Origin of the sequence: Neoroseomonas oryzicola, assembly GCF_012163135.1 — a bacterium.
Taxonomy (GTDB): domain Bacteria; phylum Pseudomonadota; class Alphaproteobacteria; order Acetobacterales; family Acetobacteraceae; genus Neoroseomonas; species Neoroseomonas oryzicola.
The window spans coordinates 1-16,985 of the sequence record NZ_JAAVUP010000009.1 but is presented as its reverse complement, the minus strand read 5'-3'; the positions used below and the strand labels follow the sequence as shown (position 1 = coordinate 16,985).

Sequence of the window (16,985 nt, the reverse complement as noted above, 5' to 3'; positions counted from 1 at the left end):
CCCGATGCCCGACCTGGACGCCGCCCTGCTATTCGACGCGGATGCCGGCCTGGCGCACCACCCGGCCCCACTTCTCGCTCTCGGCGCGCAGGAAGGCGGCGAGTTCCTCGGGCGTCGAGGCCGCGCCGTCCACGCCTGCCCCTTCCAGGCGCTGGGCGACGGGCGGGTGGACGACGGCCTCCCGCACCGCCTGCGACAGCCGCAGCACCGCCGGCGCCGGCGTCCCGGCCGGGACCATGACGCAGCCCCAGGAGGTCGCCTCGGCCTGCGGGTAGCCGGCCTCGGCGATCGAGGGCACGTCCGGGATCAGCGGGTGCCGCCGCGGCCCGGTCGCGGCGAGCGCGGTGACCTGCCCGGCGCGGATGCTCCCCGCCGCGCCGGCGATCTGCACCAGCATCATCTCGATGTTGCCCGAGATCAGGTCGTTCATCGCCGCGCCCGACCCGCGATAGGGCACGTGCACCATGTCGATGCCCGCCTGCTGGCGGAACAGCTCGGCCGCCGTGTGCGTGGAGGCGCCGTGCCCCGAGGAGCCGAAGGAGAACTTCCCCGGATTGGCCTTGGCCAGCGTGACGAACTCCGCGAGCGTCCGCGTGCCCAGCCGGTTGGTCACGACGATCGCCATGTCGGCGGTGTAGGCCATGGACACCGGGGCGAGGTCGCGGTCCGGATCGAAGGCCATCTGGCGGTAGATGTGCTTGTTGGTCGCGAGCAGCCCGGTCACGCTCATCAGGATGGTGTGCCCGTCGGGCGGCGCCTTGGCGACGATGTCCCCGCCGATGTTGCCGCCCGATCCGCCGCGGTTCTCCACGATCACCGGCTGGCCGAGCGTCTCGCCCATGCGGTCGGCAATGATCCGCGCCGCGACGTCGGTGCTGCCGCCGGCGACGAAGGGCACGACGAAGCGGATCGGCCGGTTGGGCGACCCGGCAGGCTGGGCATGGGCGCGCGCGAACGGCGCGGCGAGTCCGGCCGCGAGCAGCAGGCGACGATTCATGGGTTGGACGATCCTCCGGCCCTTGCTTGTTGGGGCCGGAGACTACGCGCCTGCGGCTTCAGTTCAACCGCTGGCGGAGTTCGATCGTCAGCGCGCGGATGCGCGCCGCCGCATCGCCCTCGGGCACCAGGTCGAGGAAGCGGTCGAAGCAGGCGAGTGCGGCACCGATGCGCTCGAGCCGCTGGTTCATCAGCCCCGCCTCCCGCCACAGCGGCGCGGCATCGGGCGCGAGGCGCAGCATGTCGTCGGTGCAGTCGAGCGCGCCCTTGAGGTCGCCCGCCTTCAGTCGCCGCAGCTTGATGTTGTTCTGCAGCCGCAGCAGCACCTCGCGCTTGCCCATCGGGCGCAGCAGGCCGGGGCGAAGTTCCGCCGCCTCGCCCTCGATGCGCTTGAGCAGGCCGCGCAGCGCCGGCGCCTCGAGCGCCTCCCCGCCGCCGAAGACGTCGATCACCTGCTGCGCGCGCTCGCCTTGCAGCGCGATCAGGAAATGGCCGGGAAAGTCGACGCCGTGCGCGCCCCATCCCGCGGCCTCGGCGGCGTGCAGCCAGAGGATCCCGAGTGCGACCGGCAGGCCGCGCTTGCGCTCGAGCACCTGGATTAGGTTCGCGTTGGCCAGGTCGTCATAGGTCTCGGCATCGCCGGCGAAGTGGAACAGCTCATGGATCACGCGCGCGAGCACGGCGCGGCGCGCCGAAAGATCCCCGCCATCGGCGATCGGGTCCGCCGCGGCGGAAGCGACGGCAAGGCGCGCGACGCCCGTCAGCGTCTCCGCCGCGCGGCGCCAATCGGCCCCGGGCGCGTCGATGCGGGCGAACTGCAGCGCCGTCGCGGCGAGGTCGATCTCGGCGTCCGGCAACTGGCCCGCGGCCTCGAGCGCGGCGCGGGCCTCGTCCTGGGAAGAAGCAGGCATGGGCACAGTCTCGGCGCGGCGGCGGGCGGCATCAAGCGACGCCTGCGGAGTCGGCGCGCTTTCCCCGTTGCCGGTTGTTTCCGAACGGTTAACGTTCCGGCCCAGAGACATCGCGCGGGGGCCGCGCGACCTGGAAGGGGACCACCATGCCGCACGCCACGCCCGCCATTCGCCGGGCCTTGCCCCTTGCCGCCGGCCTGGCCGGCCTGCTGGCCCTGGCCGGCTGCGGCAGCGCGGTCTCGGACAACACGGCGCTCGCCGGGGCGTCGCGCCCGGCGCCCTATCCGGGCAGCATCACCCTCGCCTCCGAACCGCCCGGCGCGTCCTGCGTGCTGACCAACACGGCGACGCAAGCGGCGGTCGGCACGGTGACGACGCCGGCGCAGGTCACGCTGCCGCGCAGCACCGCCATCATCGAGGCGCGCTGCACCGCGGCCGGCCGGATGGAGACGGTCGCCATGATCCGCCCCATCCGCGACTTCGCCCCCGACATCCACCACCCGCAGCCGACCGGCCCGACCGCGGTCGTGCAGGTGGCCGACGCCGTGCGGACCGGCCGCACGCGCCGCTACGAGAACACCACGGTGGTGATGCCGCCCTCCCCCTTCGCCTCGGCCGAGGCGCGCGACGCCTGGTTCGCCGACCGCGCCCAGGCGATCCGCGCCGGGGCCGCCGCCGGCATCGCACAGGCCGAACGCGCACCGCAGGCGACCATCGATACGGCCGAAACGCTGCGCGGCTACGTGGCGGAGGACCTGGCGCGGCTCGATCAGCAGAAGGCGGCGGCGACGGTCGAGAGCGCGCCCGTGCGCAGGCGATGACGCAGGGCCGAGAGGGGCGCCGCCCCTCTCGGGCTCTCCCTGCCAAAGGCCGAAAGGCCTTTGGAAACCGATACTAGGTGTCGGATGCCCGCAGCCGGGCGGGCGCACATGAAAACGCCGGGAAGGCGGCCTCAGCCCGCCCTGCCCGGCGCCAATTCATGGTTCCCAAAGGCCTTTCGGCCTTTGGCGGGGAGGCCTGGAGGGGCGGCGCCCCTCCGGCAGCGCCTTACGCCGCGTCCTCGCGCCGGTCGCGCGGCTTCACATAGGCGAGCGCCGCGTGTTCCGTGCAGTACGGCTTGCCGGCCATCGGCTCGCCGCCGCAGAAGCGGAAGCCGCTGGTCCCGGGTTCGCCGATCGGCCAGCAGCAGCTGCGTGCGCCGAGGCGCGGCCGGGCAGCGGGGAAGCCGCGTACCACCGGGGCCGGCGCAGCGGCGACCACCGGGGCCGGCTGCGGCGCCGGGGCCATGGCCGGGCGCACCACCGGCGCAGGCGCAAGGCGCTGGATCGGCGCCGGCACGGGGCGCGGGGCGCGCGGCACCGGGGCCGGGCGCGGCGCCGCGTCGCGGCGGATCGGGCTCGGGCGCGCGGAGAGGTTCAGGCGATGCGCCTTGCCCACCACGGCATTCTTCGAAATACCCATCCGGCGACCGATCTCCGCCGTCGAGTGACCCTCGGCCCAGAGCGCCTTCAGGCGCTCGATCGCCTCCGCCGTCCAGTCCATGACAAGCTCCCCCGATGTCCCCCAGACACAAGATACAGTAGGCAAAAGGGGCCTCGGGACACAAGCGCTGCGATGGCGCAGAGCCACAGAATCCTGTGGACAAGACTCGCCGCCCGCTGACTTGCAAATTGAAAGCTTTTCAGGTCCGATGCGCCGGTCACTGGATGGCCCGCGATGCAACGGACCGACTTCGCCCGCATGCGCTGCCCCGTCGCCCGCGCCATGGCGGTGCTGGGCGAACGCTGGACCATCCTGGTCCTGCGCGAGGCCTTCGCCGGCACCACCCGCTTCGACGCCTTCGAACGCAACCTCGGCATCGCACCGAACATCCTCTCGACGCGCCTCTCCGCCCTGGTCGAGCACGGCATCCTCGAGCGCGTGCCCGATGGCGGGCGGCACGCCTATCGCCTCACCGAGCGCGGGCGGGATGCCTTCCCGCTCTACCTCGCCATCCGCGACTGGGGCGCGCGGCATCTCTCCGGCCCGGAAGGACCACCCACCGTGATGATCGACACCCTGACCGGCGCGCCGGTGCAGGCCCCCGAGCCGCTGCGCGCCGACGGGTCGCGGATCCTGCCGGAGGAGGTCCGCATCCTGCCCGGCCCCGGCGCCAACGACGCGGTGCGCCGCCGCTTCGGCGAGGACCAGGCCGATGGGTGACGCCGGAGCCGCTGCCGCCCCGGCCGCCACCATCGCGACGCGGGACCGCATCCGCCGCATCCTCGCACTCGCGGCGCCCACCACGCTGCTCGCCGCGACGCAGGTCGGGGCGCAGCTGATCGAGCCCTGGCTCGCCGCGCGGCAGGGCACCCTGCCCCTCGCCGGCTGGGCCCTGGTGCTGCCCTTCGCCCTGCTGATGAGCCAGATGACCGCGGGCGCGATGGGGGGCGGCGTCGTCTCGGCGATCGCCCGCGCCCTCGGCGCCGGCAACCGGGACGAAGCGGCCGCGCTGGCGACCCATGCGCTCGTGATCGCCTGCGGCGGCGCGGCGCTCTTCGTGGTGCCACTCGTGCTCCTGCCCCAGGCGGTGTTCGGCCTGATCGGCGGGCCGGACACGGCGGCGGCCGCGGCCGTCTATTCCGCCTGGCTGTTCGGCGTGGGCGCGCTGCCGACCTGGTTCGCCAATACCCTCGCCTCGATCCTGCGCGGCGGCGGACGGCACGGGCTTGCGGCGCGCGGCATGGTGGGCGGCTGGCTCGCCTATCCGCCGCTCGCCTGGCTGCTCATGGAACCCTTCGGCATGGGCCTGGCCGGCGCCGGCCTCGCCTACGGCATCGCGATGTGGGGGGTGGCCGCGCTGATGGCCGCGGTGGTCCTCGGCGGCGGCGCGGGCTTCACGCTGTCGCTGCGCACGCCGCTGCGCGGGGCGTATTTCCGGCGGATCCTCGCGGTCGGGCTGCTCGCCTGCATCATGGCGACCATCGCGAACCTCGCGACCATCCTGGTCACCGCGCATATCGCCCGCCACGGGCCGGCCGCCGTCGCGGGCTACGGCATCTCGGCGCGCATGGAATTCCTGATGATCCCGCTCGCCTTCGGGGTCGGCTCGGCGCTGACGGCCCTCGTGGGCCGCGCCGTCGGCGGCCGTGACTGGGCCGAGGCCCGGCGCATCGCCTGGACGGGTGCTGCGCTCGCCCTCGGGGTCACCAGCGCCATCGCTATCCCGGTCGCGATCTTCCCCGCCGAGACCGCCGCGCTGTTCACCTCGGACCCGGCGGTGCGCGTCATCGCCGCACAGGCGCTCGGCATCATCGCCTGGGCGATGCCGGGCTTCGGCGTCGGCATGGCCTTCTACTTCGCGGCCATGGGGGCGGGACGGATGGCCTGGCCGGTCGCCGCCGGGCTCAGCCGCATCGGCCTTGCCGTCGGCGGCGGCTGGCTGCTGTCGGACGTGATGGGCTTCGGGCTGACCGGCCAGTTCGTCGCGGTCGCCCTCGGCATCACCGCCTATGGCGCGATCTGCGCGGCGGCGGTGCGGCCCGGCGTGTGGCCGGGCCGCGGCTGATCAGGCCGGCTTCGCGACCGCGACGCCGACCAGGGCGTCGCGGGTGACGAGGCTCGCGAGCCGCGCCTCGTCCCAGCCCTCCGTCCCGGCGGGACGCATCGGCAGCACCATCCAGCGATAATCGGCGGTGCTGTCGACGACGCGCACCTCCACGCTGTCCGGCAGGTTCAGGCCCCATTCCGCCAGCACCGCGCGCGGTTCGCGCACCGCCCGCGACCGGTAGGCGAAGGATTTGTACCAATTCGGCGGATAGCCCAGCACCGCGCGCGGGTAGCAGGAGCACAGGGTGCAGACGACCAGGTGATGCCGCGTCGGCGTGTTCTCGAGCACGCCGAGCGGCGGCGCGCCGGCCATCGACACGCCCATCGCCTCGGCCGCCGCCTTGCCGTCGGTCAGCAGCAGCTGGCGATAGGCCGGGTCGGTCCAGGCCTTCGCGACCATGCGCGCGCCGGTCTCGGGGCTCGCCTTGTCGGTATTGGCCTGGCGCTCGGCGATCTCGGCCTCGGTGACGATGCCCTTGGCCTCGAGCGCCGCCATCAGGCGGTCGAGCAGCGCGAGGCTCTCGGGACGCGGGGGGGCGGCCATCAGGCTTCCTCCAACCAGTGTTCGAAGACCTCGACCATGATGGTGTCGGCCGGCTTGCCCTCGTGCCAGATCGGCTCCTGCTCGAACAACACGTGGTAGAGCGTGCGCTTCGGCGCGGGCCGGGCGAAGGCGAGGTCCTCGGGGTTCGCGAAGGCGCCGAGGGGACGCACGACCGTCCCCCGGCGGCCGCGGATGTAGTGCGGCGTGCGGATGTGGCAGGGGCCGCGGCGCTCGGGCCAGTCGTCCTTCACGCGCACGGCCGCGCCGGGCGCGAAGCGGGGCGCGTCGCTCATTCCAACACGTCCTTCTGGACATGGCCCTTCTCGATCATCAGCGCGGTGATCGAGCGCAGCCACCGCTCGTAGTAGCCGAGGGCGAAATACTCGGCCTCGGGGATGCCCTCGATGCCGCGGCGGAGCTCGTCGACGGTCATCAGCCCCTTCTGCGCGAGGACCTGGCGCAGCGCATCGACCTTGCGGCCGAAGCCATCGGGTGGGACCTCGTCATGCTCGACGGGCGTGCAATGGAAGCGGGCGAGGCCACCGATGTCGTGGGTCGCCGGGATGGGGGTGTCGTCCGACATGGATGCGAGGCTAGGCCGCCCGGCGCCGGCCCGGCAAGCCGGGGCTACTTCACTTCCTCATCCGGCAGCACGCCCCAGACCTCGGCGCGGCGGATGTAGCCGCGGTGGTCGCCGACCTGGGCCTCGCACCACGGGTTGCGCGCCTCGCACTGGCGCAGGCGGACGATCACGCCGGGGCGCAGCCGCGCGACGGGATTGGCGGTCTCCTCCGGGCGGCGGCGCAGGACGACCTCGGTGTTGGGGGCGCCGCGCACGATGGCGCTGCGCCGGCCCATCAGGGTCGACTGGTGGACCCAGCCCTCGGTGCCCTCGGGGTCGCGGATGCGGCGCCAGAGTTCGAATTCGCGCGTGATCTCCACCGGCAATTCGCGGCGCTGGTAGGTCCATTCGATCGGGAAGCGCGTGCCCGGGCCGGTCCGCAGGTTCACCTCGTCCGAGCGCAGCGCGGCGAAGCGCGGCAGCGGCAGGTTCGTGACCGACCCGATGGATGGCTGCGGTTCCGGCGGCGGCGCGGCCGGCGCGGGCTCGGCCGGGCGCGGCGCGGCGGCGGCTCCGGCCGCGGCCCCCGCGGCGGCGCCCGCGGCAGCCCCGGCGCGGCGCGAGGTGCCGCCCTGCCGCGCCGCGGCGCTGCCGCCCGGCGGGCGCGCGTCGGGGCGCGAGGGCGGGCGCACCACCGGCGCGGCGGCCTGCGGCCGTGTCTGGCCGGACCGCTGCTGCGCCTGGGCGGGCGGGCGGTTGGCCGGGGCCGGCGTCGCCTGGCGCGGCGGCTGGGACGGCGTGGCCGCCGGCGGCGTCGCAGTCGGGGCCGGCGTGCCGCCCGGGCGTTGCGGCGGCGGCAGGCTGCCCGCGCCGCCCAGGCTCGACTGCCCGAGCGCCGGCGTGGCGCCGAGCAGCGCCAGCATCACGACTCCGGTGCGCAGGGCGGCTGTCATGCCCCTGTCTCCCCCCCTCGCCCCCGCGCGGTCAAGCAAGCGCGCTACAGGGTGACGATCTGCCCGTCGCCCACGGCAGACAGGAAGGTGGCGATGCCGGCAACCTCCACACCAGTTGCGAGCGGCGCGGCCACGAGCCCCTCGGCCTTCAGCCCGGCCTCGCAGGCGATCATCCGCACGCCGAGTTCGGCGCAGGCGGGCAGCAGCGTCGCGATGCCGGCGACGCCGCGCGCGACGATCCTCGCCTCGCGCGGATCGTCGCGCAGCGGCGTCGGATCCAGCAGCAGCCGGCAGCCCGCATTCGTCACGAAGAGCGTCGTCTCCCGCCCGAGCGCCGCAGCGCCGGCGGCGACGACCAGCGCGTAATGGGCACGCTCATGCGTGCCCGCTTCGAGCAGGATGCCGAGTCGCGTCAGGGCCAGACCTTCGAGCGGCCGCCATCCTGGTCCTTGTCGGCCTCGAGATCATTCGCGCCCAGGTTGACGACGCGCTGAATTGTTCCCGTCTCATCACGCGTGATGGTCTGGCCGGCGACGACGTCCTCCGGTTCCTGCGCTTCCCACACGCCGTCCTTCATCAGGTAGCGCTGGATGCGTCCGTTCTGCCGATAGGTCACCTTGAACGCGCCCGGATGGAACACCGCCCGCGTCACGGAACCCGGCGTCCACAGGATTTCGTAGCTCGCACGATCGTTGTCCGCGTCGAAGGCGGCCTCGCGCGCCTTCGCCAGAGGCATGCTCTGAAATGGATCGTCGCTCATCTGATCACCCATCCCCCAAGTAACGATGCATATGATAATGCATCACGATGCCCCCTCCGGAAGATAGCCCGGTCTGTGCGAAGTGCGCGACACCGTCGCTGACGGGGGCACGATTCTGTCATGTCTGCGGTCATTTCCTCGGCGCATCGGCGAATGCGCGCACCGAGGAACGCAAGGCGCTGACGGTGCTCTTCGCCGACGTGCGCGGATCGACCAGGCTGATCTTCAACGAGGACCCCGAGCGCGCGCGCGAATTGCTGCGCCCGTCCACCGACGCGATGGTCGATGCCGTCCGCCGCTTCGGCGGCACCGTCAACCGCGTGCAGGGCGACGGCGTGATGGCGATGTTCGGCGCGCCGGTCGCGATGGAACAGCACGCGCTCGGCGCCTGCTGCGCGGCCGTGCACATGCGCGACGCGCTGCGCAAGGTGGCGCTCGACCAGCGTGCGCGCCTCGGCGTCGACATCTCCGCGCGCATCGGCGTGCATTCGGGCGAGGTGGTGGTCCACGACGTCGCCAACGACCTCGCCATGGGCCTCGATGCCGCGGGGGCCGTGGTGCACATCGCTGCCCGCATCGAACAGGCGACCGAACCGGGCGAGGTGTGGATCTCGGCCGCGACGCTGCGCCTGGTCGAGGGCTACGTCACCGCCGACACGCCGCGCATGCTGGAACTGCGCGGCGCGACCGAGCCCGTCGAGGTCTATCGCCTGGTCGCGGCCGATCCGCGCCGCCCGCGCCTGCAGGTCAGCGCGCGGCGCGGCCACGCGCCCTTCGTCAGCCGCGATGCCGAGATGGCGACGCTGATGGCGACGCTGGACCGCAGCGCCGCCGGACAGGGCGGGGGCGTGGTGCTGGTGGGCGATGCGGGCTGCGGCAAGTCGCGGCTGGTGCACGAATTCCTCGCCCGGCAGCCGCGCGACAATCCGCGCGTCATGCACGCCTTCTGCCAGCCCTACGACGCGACGACGCCGCTCGCGCCGCTCGCGACGCTGGCGCGCAGCCATTTCGGCATCGCGCCCGAGGACGACACCGACCGCGTGCAGGAACGCGTCGAGCACGGGCTGCGGGATGCCGGAACCCGCATGGCGGATTCGATCCCGGCCCTGGTCGCGACGCTGAGCCGCGGCGCCGAGCAGGCCGGCTGGCGTGCCCTCGCGCCCGACCAGCGGCAGCGGCGCCTGCACACCGCCTTCACCGGGCTGTTTCGCCACCTGGCCGAGGAACGCCCGCTCGTCCTCACCGTCGAGGACCTGCACTGGGCGGATGGCGAGACGCTCGCTGTGCTCGACCGCGTCGCGGAATCCCTGCCCGAGACGCGGCAGATGCTGCTGCTCGACCACCGGCCGGAATTCAGCCGGTCCTGGCCGTCCTCGGTCACCGCGCTGCGGGTCGAGCCGCTGTCGCGCGAGAACACGCTCGAGCTGATCCGCCAGATGCTCGGCGACCATGTCGCCAACCACCGGCTCGCCCGGCTGCTGGCGGAACGCACCGGCGGCAATCCCTTCTTCCTCGAGGAATGCATCTCCTCGCTGCTGGAACAGGGCGCGCTGGTCGGCGAACGCGGCGCCTACCGCCTGGTCGCGGAACTCGAGACGCTCGACCTGCCGGACACGGTGCGCAGCATCATCGCCTCGCGCCTCGACCGCCTGCTGCCGACCGACAAGCAGGTGGCGCAGGCGTCGGCGATCATGGCGCGCGACGTGGAACCGCGCATCCTCGCGGCCATGCTCGACGTCCCGGACGGCGAGGTGCTGCCCGCACTGGTGCGGCTCGAACGCGCGAACCTGCTGGTGCGCGAGATCGAGGCCGCCGAGGCGACCTACAATTTCCGCCACGCCCTGATCCAGGAAACCGCCTATGCCGGGATGCTGCGGTCCCATCGCCGCGCCCAGCATGCCCGGCTGGTCGAGGTGCTGGAGGGCCCGCTCGGCGACCGCCTGACCAACCGGATCGAGGCGCTCGCCCTGCACGCCGCGCGCGGCGAGACCTGGACCAAGGCAGCGCATTACGGGCGGCAGGCCGGCGGCAAGGCCGCCGCGCGCTCGGCCAACCGCGAGGCGGTGCAGTTCCTAGAACAGGCGATGGAGGCCCTCGCCCACCTGCCAGAGACCGAGGAGGTGCTGCGCGAGGCCGTCGACCTGCGCTTCGACCTGCGCACGCCGCTGTTCCGCCTCGGCCAGGTGGCACCACTGTTCGGCCGGTTGCGGGAAGCGGAGGAGATCGCCGAACGCCTGGGCGACCACGAACGGCTCGGCCAGCTGGCCCTGTTCATGAGCCACCAGCGCTGGCTCGCCGGCGACAATGCCGGGGCGATCGGCGCGGCGGAACGCGCCGCGGCGATCGGACGCAGCGCGGGGGACCGCGCCCTGGTGGTGCGCGCCGGCTTCCAGGCCGGGCTGGGGCAGATGGGGCTGTGCCAGTTCGCCGCGGCGGCGGACTCCATGGCGACGGTCGCCGAATTCGCCGAGCAGCCGGGCTACCTCGACCGCTTCGGGCTCGAGCGGCCGCTGACAGTCGTCGCCCTCGGCTACCGCGCCCGCGCGCTGTCCGAGCTCGGGGAATTCCAGCGCGCCTCGGAGGCGGTGGAGGCCTGCCAGGCGCTCGCCGCCACCGTGCAGCGGCCCTTCACCTCGATCTTCGCGAGCATCGCCGAAGGCCATCTGCGACTGATGACCGGCGAGCCGACCGCGGCCATGGCCTCGCTCGAGGCCGCGCTCGACTTCGCGCGCAAGGCCGAGACGGAACTGATGATCCCGGTGGCCGAGGGCTTCTTCGGCGCCGCCTGCACCGCGGCGGGGCGCTGGGCCGACGGGGTGCGACAACTGACCGCCGCCGTCGCCGATGCCGACCGCATGGGCTTCATGTTCCAGCAGCCGCTGCGGCTCGCCATGCTGGCCGAGGCGCTCCTCGCCGATGGCCAAAGGGCCGAGGCCGCGACCCAGGCCAAGGCGGCGCGCAGCCTCGCCGAACGGCAGGGATCGCGCGGTGCCGTGGCCCATGCGCTGATGGTCGAGGCGCAGCTGGCCCGCCAGGCCGGCGACGAGGACGGCGCCGCCGCGCTCGCCGCCCAAGCGCTCGAGGAAGCGGAGGCGCTGTCGTTGCGCCCCCTCGCCGCGCAGATCCGCGCCCTTTCGGCCCCCGCGCGCTTCTGACGCGCGGCGGTCAGAGGACCGCGTCGATCCGGTCCGGCAGCGAGAGCCTGCCGACCGAGGACAGCACGACGAAGGCCGCGCCGCCCGAAGCGATCCGCGCCCTCAGGCCCCAGCCGGTCGCCGCCGCCGGGGTGCGCGGCGCCGTCCACGGAATGCGGAATTCCGCCGTCGCGCCCGGGGCGATGGAGCCGGTCGTCGCCTCCCCCACATCGGTCCAGCGGCCGGCGCGCAGCGGCACGTCGCGCGTCGTTCCCTGGGCCGCCAGCGTCACCGTCACCGGGCCGCTCGGCGCATCGCCGCGATTGGTGACGCGCACGCGCACCGCATCGCCGTCCAGCGCCACGTCGGGCGAGGTCCAGGGCCAGGCGCCCTCGCGCGGGTCGGTCTCGTAGCTCCGGCCCGGGGCGGCATTGCACGCCGCCGCGTGCAGCACCACCTGGCCGGCAGCGGGCGCGAGGGCGATGCGATACCGCCCCGGATGCTCCCGCGCCGCGACGATCACCACCACCTGCGTCAGGCCCTTCGTCGGGATGAAGGTCGTCCAGTCCGTGCGGTCGCTGCGCAGCAGGTCCTTGAGGTCCTCCTTGCCCGCGGCGTTGCGGCCGATCATCAGCACCTGGACGAGCGGATCCTCCATGCCCTCCAGCACCTTGAAGTCGAGGCGCAGCAGGGGCGGCGGCGTGCCCTGGGACAGATCGACCACCGTGTAGCGCGCGGAGAAGCCCGCCCGGACGGCGCCGCGCGGGATCTCGAAGGCGAAGGGCTTCGCGGCGAGGTCCGCCGCGGTCTTCTTCTCCCCCGGCCAGACGAAGGGACGACGGCGGGAGAAACTGCCGCCAAGGTCGTCGTCCTCGACATAGTCGAAGCGCTTGTCGGGCGTCGGGCTCGCCGTGCCGTGCATCCAGTTGGCGACGAGGAAATTGCCCCAGTCGGTCTCGGTCGACAGCGTCTCGCCCGCCGCGCGGTCGAGGTGCTGGAAGGCATCGAGATGCCCCTCCCCCACCACGGCGCCGCGCGCCTCGCGCAGGTCGGTCAGGATGTAGCCGGAACCGTCCTTCATGGTCTCGAGGATGGTGCGCATCACCTCGATGCCGTCGGTGCCGCTGCGGATCTCGCCATGCTGTTCGCACAGCCAGCGCCAGAACAGCGCGGCGGCGTAGGAATGCGGCGGGATTTCCGGGCCAGGTCCCGGATGGTGCATCAGCGGCCGGCCGGGATCCTCGAGGAACTCGATGCCGTCCTTGAGGTAGCGGTCGCCGGAATCGAGCACCCAGTCCTCGGCGAGGCGCGCCCCGCCCTCGCGCAGCGCGGCATAGAAGGGCGAGGTCTTGGCGATGGTCGCGTTGTATTCGTACTGCACGCGGTGGAAGACCTCGTGCGCGACGGTCAGCAGCGCATCCGTCTCGTTCAGTCGCGTCGAGACCCAGACATGGTCGAGCCAGACCTCGGTCCCGCCCCGGAAATTCGCATCCGCATCGGTGCCGAAGGTGCAGAGGTGGATGCGCAGCGATGCCGGCACCCTGAAGCCGAAGCCGCGATAGACGCCGAGGCAATGCTCGGCCATCAGCGCGACCTTCTGCACATGGGCCGGATGGGCGAGGTCTTCGACACGCCCTAACGCGATGCCGCCGATCACGCAGTCGTCCGCCTGTTTCGGCGGATCCTTGATGGCGTCCGGCAGGGCATGCGCGGGATGCGCGTCCCTGTTCAGCGTGTAGAACACCTCGATCGCGCCCCACCGGAACGGCGTCCATGCGCCGATCGGCGCCGGCAGCGGCCCGAAAGCCGGCCCGAGTGCGGGATCCCCGCCGCGCTGCGGCTGCACGGGTGCTGCCGTCAGCGGCCGCGCATCCGCGGCCGAACCGCAGCGGCACACGCCGCGTCCGAAAATCCTGCCGATCAGCATGGCCGCCTTCCCGCCCGGAACGAACCGCCACCGTTCCCGCCGGGCCCCGCCCGCGTCAAGCGCGCGGAGGTCAGATCGCGCAGACGGGCGGCGCGGACTCCAGATGGCCCGAGAGGTCCGTGATCTGCGGCACATCGCCGCACAGCGCGCAGCCCGGGTCGCGCTTCAGCCGCACCGTGCGGAACCGCGCATCGAGCGCATCCCACAGCAGCAGCCGGCCCTTCAGCGGATCGCCGATGCCCATGATGAGCTTCAGCACCTCGGTCGCCTGCAGCGTGCCCATCACGCCGGTCACGGCGCCGAGCACGCCGGCCTCGGAACAGGTCGGCACCAGGCCCGGCGGCGGGGGCTCGGGATGCAGGCAGCGATGGCAGGGATGGATGCCGTCATGCCCGGCGAAGACCGAAAGCTGCCCTTCGAAGCGCAGCACCGCCGCGCTGACCAGCGGCCGCTTCAGCAGGTGGCAGGCATCGCCGAGCAGGAAGCGCGTCGCGAAATTGTCGGTGCCATCGCAGACGATGTCGTAGCGCGGGATCAGTTCGAGCGCCGCCGCGACGTCCAGCCGCCGCGCATGGACCTCGACGCGCGTGCCGGGGTTCAGGGCGGTGAGCGTCTCGGCGGCGCTTTCGGCCTTGTTGCGCCCGATGCGCGCGGTGGTGTGCGCCACCTGCCGCTGCAGGTTCGACAGTTCCAGCACGTCGTGGTCGATCAGCCCGATCGTGCCCACCCCCGCCGCGGCCAGATACAGCGACAGCGGCGAGCCCAGCCCGCCGGCGCCGACCACGAGAACGCGCGCGGCGCGCAGCTTCGCCTGGCCGGTCGCGCCCACCTCCTCGAGCAGGATGTGGCGCGAATAGCGGTGCAACTCCGCCGTGGTGAAGTCGAGGTCCATGGCCGGGATATGGGCGCGCCGCACCCGCCGGCGCAAGCCGCACCCTTGCGGCGCGGGCCGCCGCGGCGCGAAATGCCGCCATGCATGGGGAGGACCTGATCCGTCGCCTGGCGGTCGCGCTGGCCATCGGATTGCTGGTGGGTGCGGAACGACACTGGCGCGAACGGGACGAGGCCGCCGGCAAGCGCACCGCCGGCGTGCGGACCTTCGCCCTTGTCGGCCTGTCGGGCGGCATCGTGGCGGCGCTCGCCGCTCCGCTCGGGCCCGTGGGCGGGGCGCTGCTGCTGGGCGCCGGGCTGTTCGCGCTGATGGCGGCGCTGATCCCCTTCGCCCTGCGGGAAGCCGAGGCCGAGGATCGCTACAGCGCCACCAGCCTGGTCGCGGCGGTGGCGACCTATGCGCTGGGCGCGCTGGCCATGGCGGGGGAAGCCCAGGCCGCCGGTGCGGCCGCAGTCGCCATGACCGCCGTGCTCGCGGCGCGGGAAAGCCTGCACGGGCTGATGGCGCGCATCACCTGGGTCGAGCTGCGATCCGCCATCCTGCTGCTGTCCATGACGCTGGTCGCGCTACCGCTGGTGCCGGACGTGCCGATCCCCTGGCTCGCCGGGGTGAACCCGCACAAGGTCTGGACGCTGGCCATCCTGCTCGCCGGGATCTCCTTCCTCGGCTACCTCGGCATCAAGCTCGGCGGCGAGGGCACGGGGCTGCTGCTCGCGGGGGCGGCGGGCGGGCTAGTCTCCTCGACCGCCGTGACGCTGTCGAATGCCGCCTCCTCGGCGAAGGGCGGTGCGGCGGGGGCGCTCGCGGCCGGGGCGCTGGTGGCGGGCGTCGTCTCCTGCTTGCGGACGGCGGTGCTGGCCTTCATCGTGGCGCCGGAAACGGCACGGGCCTTGTCGCCGGCGCTGCTGGCCGCCGCGGCGGCGATGGGGCTGGTCGCCGCGGTGCTGGTGCGGCGGCGGAGCGGCGCCTCCGACACCGACACGCCGCTCGGCAATCCCTTCGAGATCGGCGCCGTGCTGCGCATGGCGCTGCTGCTGGCGGGCGTCGGCGCGCTGGCGAAGTTCGGCTCGGAGAGGCTCGGCGGCGCCGCGGTCATCGTCATCGCCGCCGTCACGGGGCTGACCGACGTGGACGCGATCACCCTGTCCGTCCCGCTCCTGGCACCCGAGACCATCACCACGGCCCTGGCGGCGAAGGCGGTCGCCGTGGCGGTGGCGAGCAACATCGTCGCCAAGGCCGCCTATGGCGTGACGCTGGGCAGCGGACGCTTCGGGCGGATCTTCGGGATGGGCTCCGCTGCGGGTCTGGCCGCCGGAGCGGCGGCGCTCCTCGCCACCCCGGGCTGAGGCGACTCAGGCCGCAGCGAGGCGCGGCGGCAGGCGGAAGGCGACGTCCTCGATGGGGCCGGGCAGCGGTTCGACCGCGGTGGCGCCAAGGGCGCGCAGCCGCGCGACTAGCGCCTCGACCAGCCGCTCGGGCGCCGAGGCGCCAGCCGTCACCCCCACCACCCGCACGCCCTCGAGCCACGCCGGGTCGAGTGCCCCGGCATCCGGGATCAGGTGCGCGCGCACGCCGCACTCCGCGGCGATCTCCCGCAGCCGATTGGAATTCGACGAATTGGCCGAACCGATGACCAGGACGAGCTCCGCGACGCGCGCGAGGTCCTGCACCGCCGTCTGGCGGTTCTGCGTCGCGTAGCAGATGCCGCGGGTGTCGGGCCCGGCGACGTCGCGGAAGCGCGCCGCGATGGCGGCGATCACACCCCGCGTCTCATCCACCGACAGCGTGGTCTGGGTGACGTAGGCGACCGGCCGGTCGGGCGGGATCGGCAGGGCGGCGACGTCCTCGGCAGTGGCGACCAGGTGCACCTCGCCCTCGATCTGGCCGAGCGTGCCGATCACCTCCGGATGGCCGGCATGGCCGACCAGGATGACGGCGCGGCCCTGGGCGGCGTAGCGGCGCCCGTCATTGTGCACGCGCGTGACCAGCGGGCAGGTCGCGTCCAGCACGTCGAGGCCGCGCTCCGCCGCCGCGCGCTCGACCTTCCGCGCCACGCCATGGGCGGAGAAGACGGCGACCGCGCCTTCGGGAATCTCGTCCACCTCGCGCACGAAGACCGCGCCGCGGGCCTTGAGGTCGGCCACGACATGCGCGTTGTGGACGATCTCGTGCCGGACATAGACGGGTGGCCCGAAGGTCGCGAGCGCGCGCTCGACGATGTCAACCGCACGCACAACGCCCGCGCAGAATCCGCGCGGCTGCGCCAAGATCACCCGCATCCCGGACAGGCTCCCGACTTGTTCTCTGGTAAGAGGTTTGGGTCGGTTCGCCGGAATGCAAGCGGTGCGGGTGGCCGGGATCAGTCCGTGGCGGCCGGCGCGGCGGCGAGGACGGCGCGGTCCGGCGCCGGCGCGGCGGCATTCGCCTCCGGCGCCAGGGTGCGGGCCGTCACCGCCCAGGCCACGAAGGCCACCGGCACGGCCCAGCCCGCGAAGGGCATCAGGTTCGTGACGCCCAGCGCGAAGGGAATGGCCGCCGTCGCGATGGCGGCGATGAGGCTGCCGGTCAGGTCGAAGACGGCCGCCGCCACCGCGGCGGCGGCCCAGGGAAAGGTTCCCGTGCCGGTCCGGCTGGGGGGGGGCTCCGGGCGCGTTCTGCTCGCCCCCCCCCCCCCCCCGGGGGGGGAACGGCCGGGTGCCCCCCCCCCCGGGCGCCCCC

18 protein-coding genes are annotated in these 16,985 nt (G+C 73.5%); 5 read left to right on the top strand and 13 right to left on the bottom strand.

The window, feature by feature from the left end; all coding sequences use genetic code 11:
- Window positions 1–28 precede the first annotated feature (28 nt).
- Both GWK15_RS20235 and GWK15_RS20230 read right to left on the bottom strand, forming a co-directional pair.
- Window positions 29–997, bottom strand: a complete 969-nt coding sequence (locus GWK15_RS20235) for a Bug family tripartite tricarboxylate transporter substrate binding protein (protein WP_168043201.1) — start codon at window positions 995–997, stop codon at window positions 29–31.
- Between the two features lie 58 nt (window positions 998–1,055).
- Complete coding sequence (locus tag GWK15_RS20230; RefSeq protein WP_168043200.1) at window positions 1,056–1,907, bottom strand: SirB1 family protein; 852 nt, start codon at window positions 1,905–1,907, stop codon at window positions 1,056–1,058.
- A gap of 146 nt (window positions 1,908–2,053) precedes the next feature.
- On the opposite strand from GWK15_RS20230, the gene GWK15_RS20225 reads away from it, so the two are divergent.
- Window positions 2,054–2,728: a hypothetical protein gene (locus GWK15_RS20225; RefSeq protein WP_168043199.1), complete on the top strand. Its 675-nt coding sequence runs from the start codon at window positions 2,054–2,056 to the stop codon at window positions 2,726–2,728.
- A gap of 226 nt (window positions 2,729–2,954) precedes the next feature.
- Here GWK15_RS20225 and GWK15_RS20220 read toward each other — a convergent pair whose 3' ends face one another.
- Window positions 2,955–3,449 carry a GcrA family cell cycle regulator gene (locus tag GWK15_RS20220; protein WP_168043198.1) on the bottom strand — a complete coding sequence of 165 codons (495 nt, stop codon included), beginning with the start codon at window positions 3,447–3,449 and terminating at the stop codon, window positions 2,955–2,957.
- A gap of 174 nt (window positions 3,450–3,623) precedes the next feature.
- Between GWK15_RS20220 and GWK15_RS20215 the strand changes: the two genes are divergently transcribed.
- Window positions 3,624–4,109: a winged helix-turn-helix transcriptional regulator gene (locus GWK15_RS20215; protein WP_168043197.1), complete on the top strand. Its 486-nt coding sequence runs from the start codon at window positions 3,624–3,626 to the stop codon at window positions 4,107–4,109.
- The gene (locus GWK15_RS20210; RefSeq protein ID WP_168043196.1) at window positions 4,102–5,454 is read left to right on the top strand and encodes an MATE family efflux transporter; all 1,353 of its coding nucleotides are present in this window, start codon (window positions 4,102–4,104) and stop codon (window positions 5,452–5,454) included. The genes GWK15_RS20215 and GWK15_RS20210 overlap by 8 nt, the downstream gene beginning before the upstream one ends.
- On the opposite strand, the gene GWK15_RS20205 is transcribed toward GWK15_RS20210, so the two are convergent.
- The 6 genes from GWK15_RS20205 to GWK15_RS20180 are packed head-to-tail and all read right to left on the bottom strand — an operon-like array spanning window position 5,455 to window position 8,314.
- Window positions 5,455–6,039 (bottom strand): nitrile hydratase subunit alpha, encoded by a 585-nt coding sequence (locus GWK15_RS20205; protein WP_168043195.1) that lies wholly within the window; start codon window positions 6,037–6,039, stop codon window positions 5,455–5,457. It lies immediately after the preceding gene.
- A complete protein-coding gene (locus tag GWK15_RS26395; protein WP_168043194.1) occupies window positions 6,039–6,332 on the bottom strand; it encodes an SH3-like domain-containing protein in 294 nt (97 codons plus the stop codon). Before GWK15_RS26395 ends, GWK15_RS20205 begins: the two co-directional genes overlap by 1 nt.
- Window positions 6,329–6,622, bottom strand: a complete 294-nt coding sequence (locus tag GWK15_RS26390) for an SH3-like domain-containing protein (protein ID WP_168043193.1) — start codon at window positions 6,620–6,622, stop codon at window positions 6,329–6,331. The genes GWK15_RS26395 and GWK15_RS26390 overlap by 4 nt, the downstream gene beginning before the upstream one ends.
- A 44-nt stretch (window positions 6,623–6,666) precedes the next feature.
- The gene (locus GWK15_RS26085) at window positions 6,667–7,554 is read right to left on the bottom strand and encodes an SH3 domain-containing protein (protein ID WP_245211787.1); all 888 of its coding nucleotides are present in this window, start codon (window positions 7,552–7,554) and stop codon (window positions 6,667–6,669) included.
- A gap of 44 nt (window positions 7,555–7,598) precedes the next feature.
- Complete coding sequence (locus tag GWK15_RS20185) at window positions 7,599–7,952, bottom strand: DsrE family protein (protein ID WP_272870074.1); 354 nt, start codon at window positions 7,950–7,952, stop codon at window positions 7,599–7,601.
- A gap of 14 nt (window positions 7,953–7,966) precedes the next feature.
- A complete protein-coding gene (locus GWK15_RS20180; protein ID WP_168043192.1) occupies window positions 7,967–8,314 on the bottom strand; it encodes a hypothetical protein in 348 nt (115 codons plus the stop codon).
- Between the two features lie 47 nt (window positions 8,315–8,361).
- On the opposite strand from GWK15_RS20180, the gene GWK15_RS20175 reads away from it, so the two are divergent.
- On the top strand, window positions 8,362–11,469 hold the full coding sequence (locus GWK15_RS20175) for an AAA family ATPase (protein WP_168043191.1): 3,108 nt from the start codon (window positions 8,362–8,364) through the stop codon (window positions 11,467–11,469).
- 10 nt (window positions 11,470–11,479) lie between these two features.
- Here the strand turns inward: GWK15_RS20175 and GWK15_RS20170 are convergent, their stop codons facing one another.
- Together GWK15_RS20170 and GWK15_RS20165 are read right to left on the bottom strand one after the other, a co-directional pair.
- Window positions 11,480–13,375 carry a hypothetical protein gene (locus GWK15_RS20170; protein WP_168043190.1) on the bottom strand — a complete coding sequence of 632 codons (1,896 nt, stop codon included), beginning with the start codon at window positions 13,373–13,375 and terminating at the stop codon, window positions 11,480–11,482.
- A gap of 70 nt (window positions 13,376–13,445) precedes the next feature.
- Window positions 13,446–14,267 (bottom strand): HesA/MoeB/ThiF family protein, encoded by an 822-nt coding sequence (locus tag GWK15_RS20165; RefSeq protein ID WP_168043189.1) that lies wholly within the window; start codon window positions 14,265–14,267, stop codon window positions 13,446–13,448.
- An 80-nt stretch (window positions 14,268–14,347) separates the two neighbouring features.
- Here GWK15_RS20165 and GWK15_RS20160 point away from each other — a divergent pair, with 80 nt between their 5' ends.
- A complete protein-coding gene (locus GWK15_RS20160) occupies window positions 14,348–15,613 on the top strand; it encodes an MgtC/SapB family protein (protein WP_168043188.1) in 1,266 nt (421 codons plus the stop codon).
- 6 nt (window positions 15,614–15,619) lie between these two features.
- Here GWK15_RS20160 and ispH read toward each other — a convergent pair whose 3' ends face one another.
- Window positions 15,620–16,546, bottom strand: coding sequence for a 4-hydroxy-3-methylbut-2-enyl diphosphate reductase (ispH, locus tag GWK15_RS20155; RefSeq protein WP_168043187.1), 927 nt, complete (start codon window positions 16,544–16,546; stop codon window positions 15,620–15,622).
- 80 nt (window positions 16,547–16,626) lie between these two features.
- Window positions 16,627–16,857 (bottom strand): hypothetical protein, encoded by a 231-nt coding sequence (locus tag GWK15_RS20150; RefSeq protein WP_168043186.1) that lies wholly within the window; start codon window positions 16,855–16,857, stop codon window positions 16,627–16,629.
- Window positions 16,858–16,985: the final 128 nt, after the last annotated feature.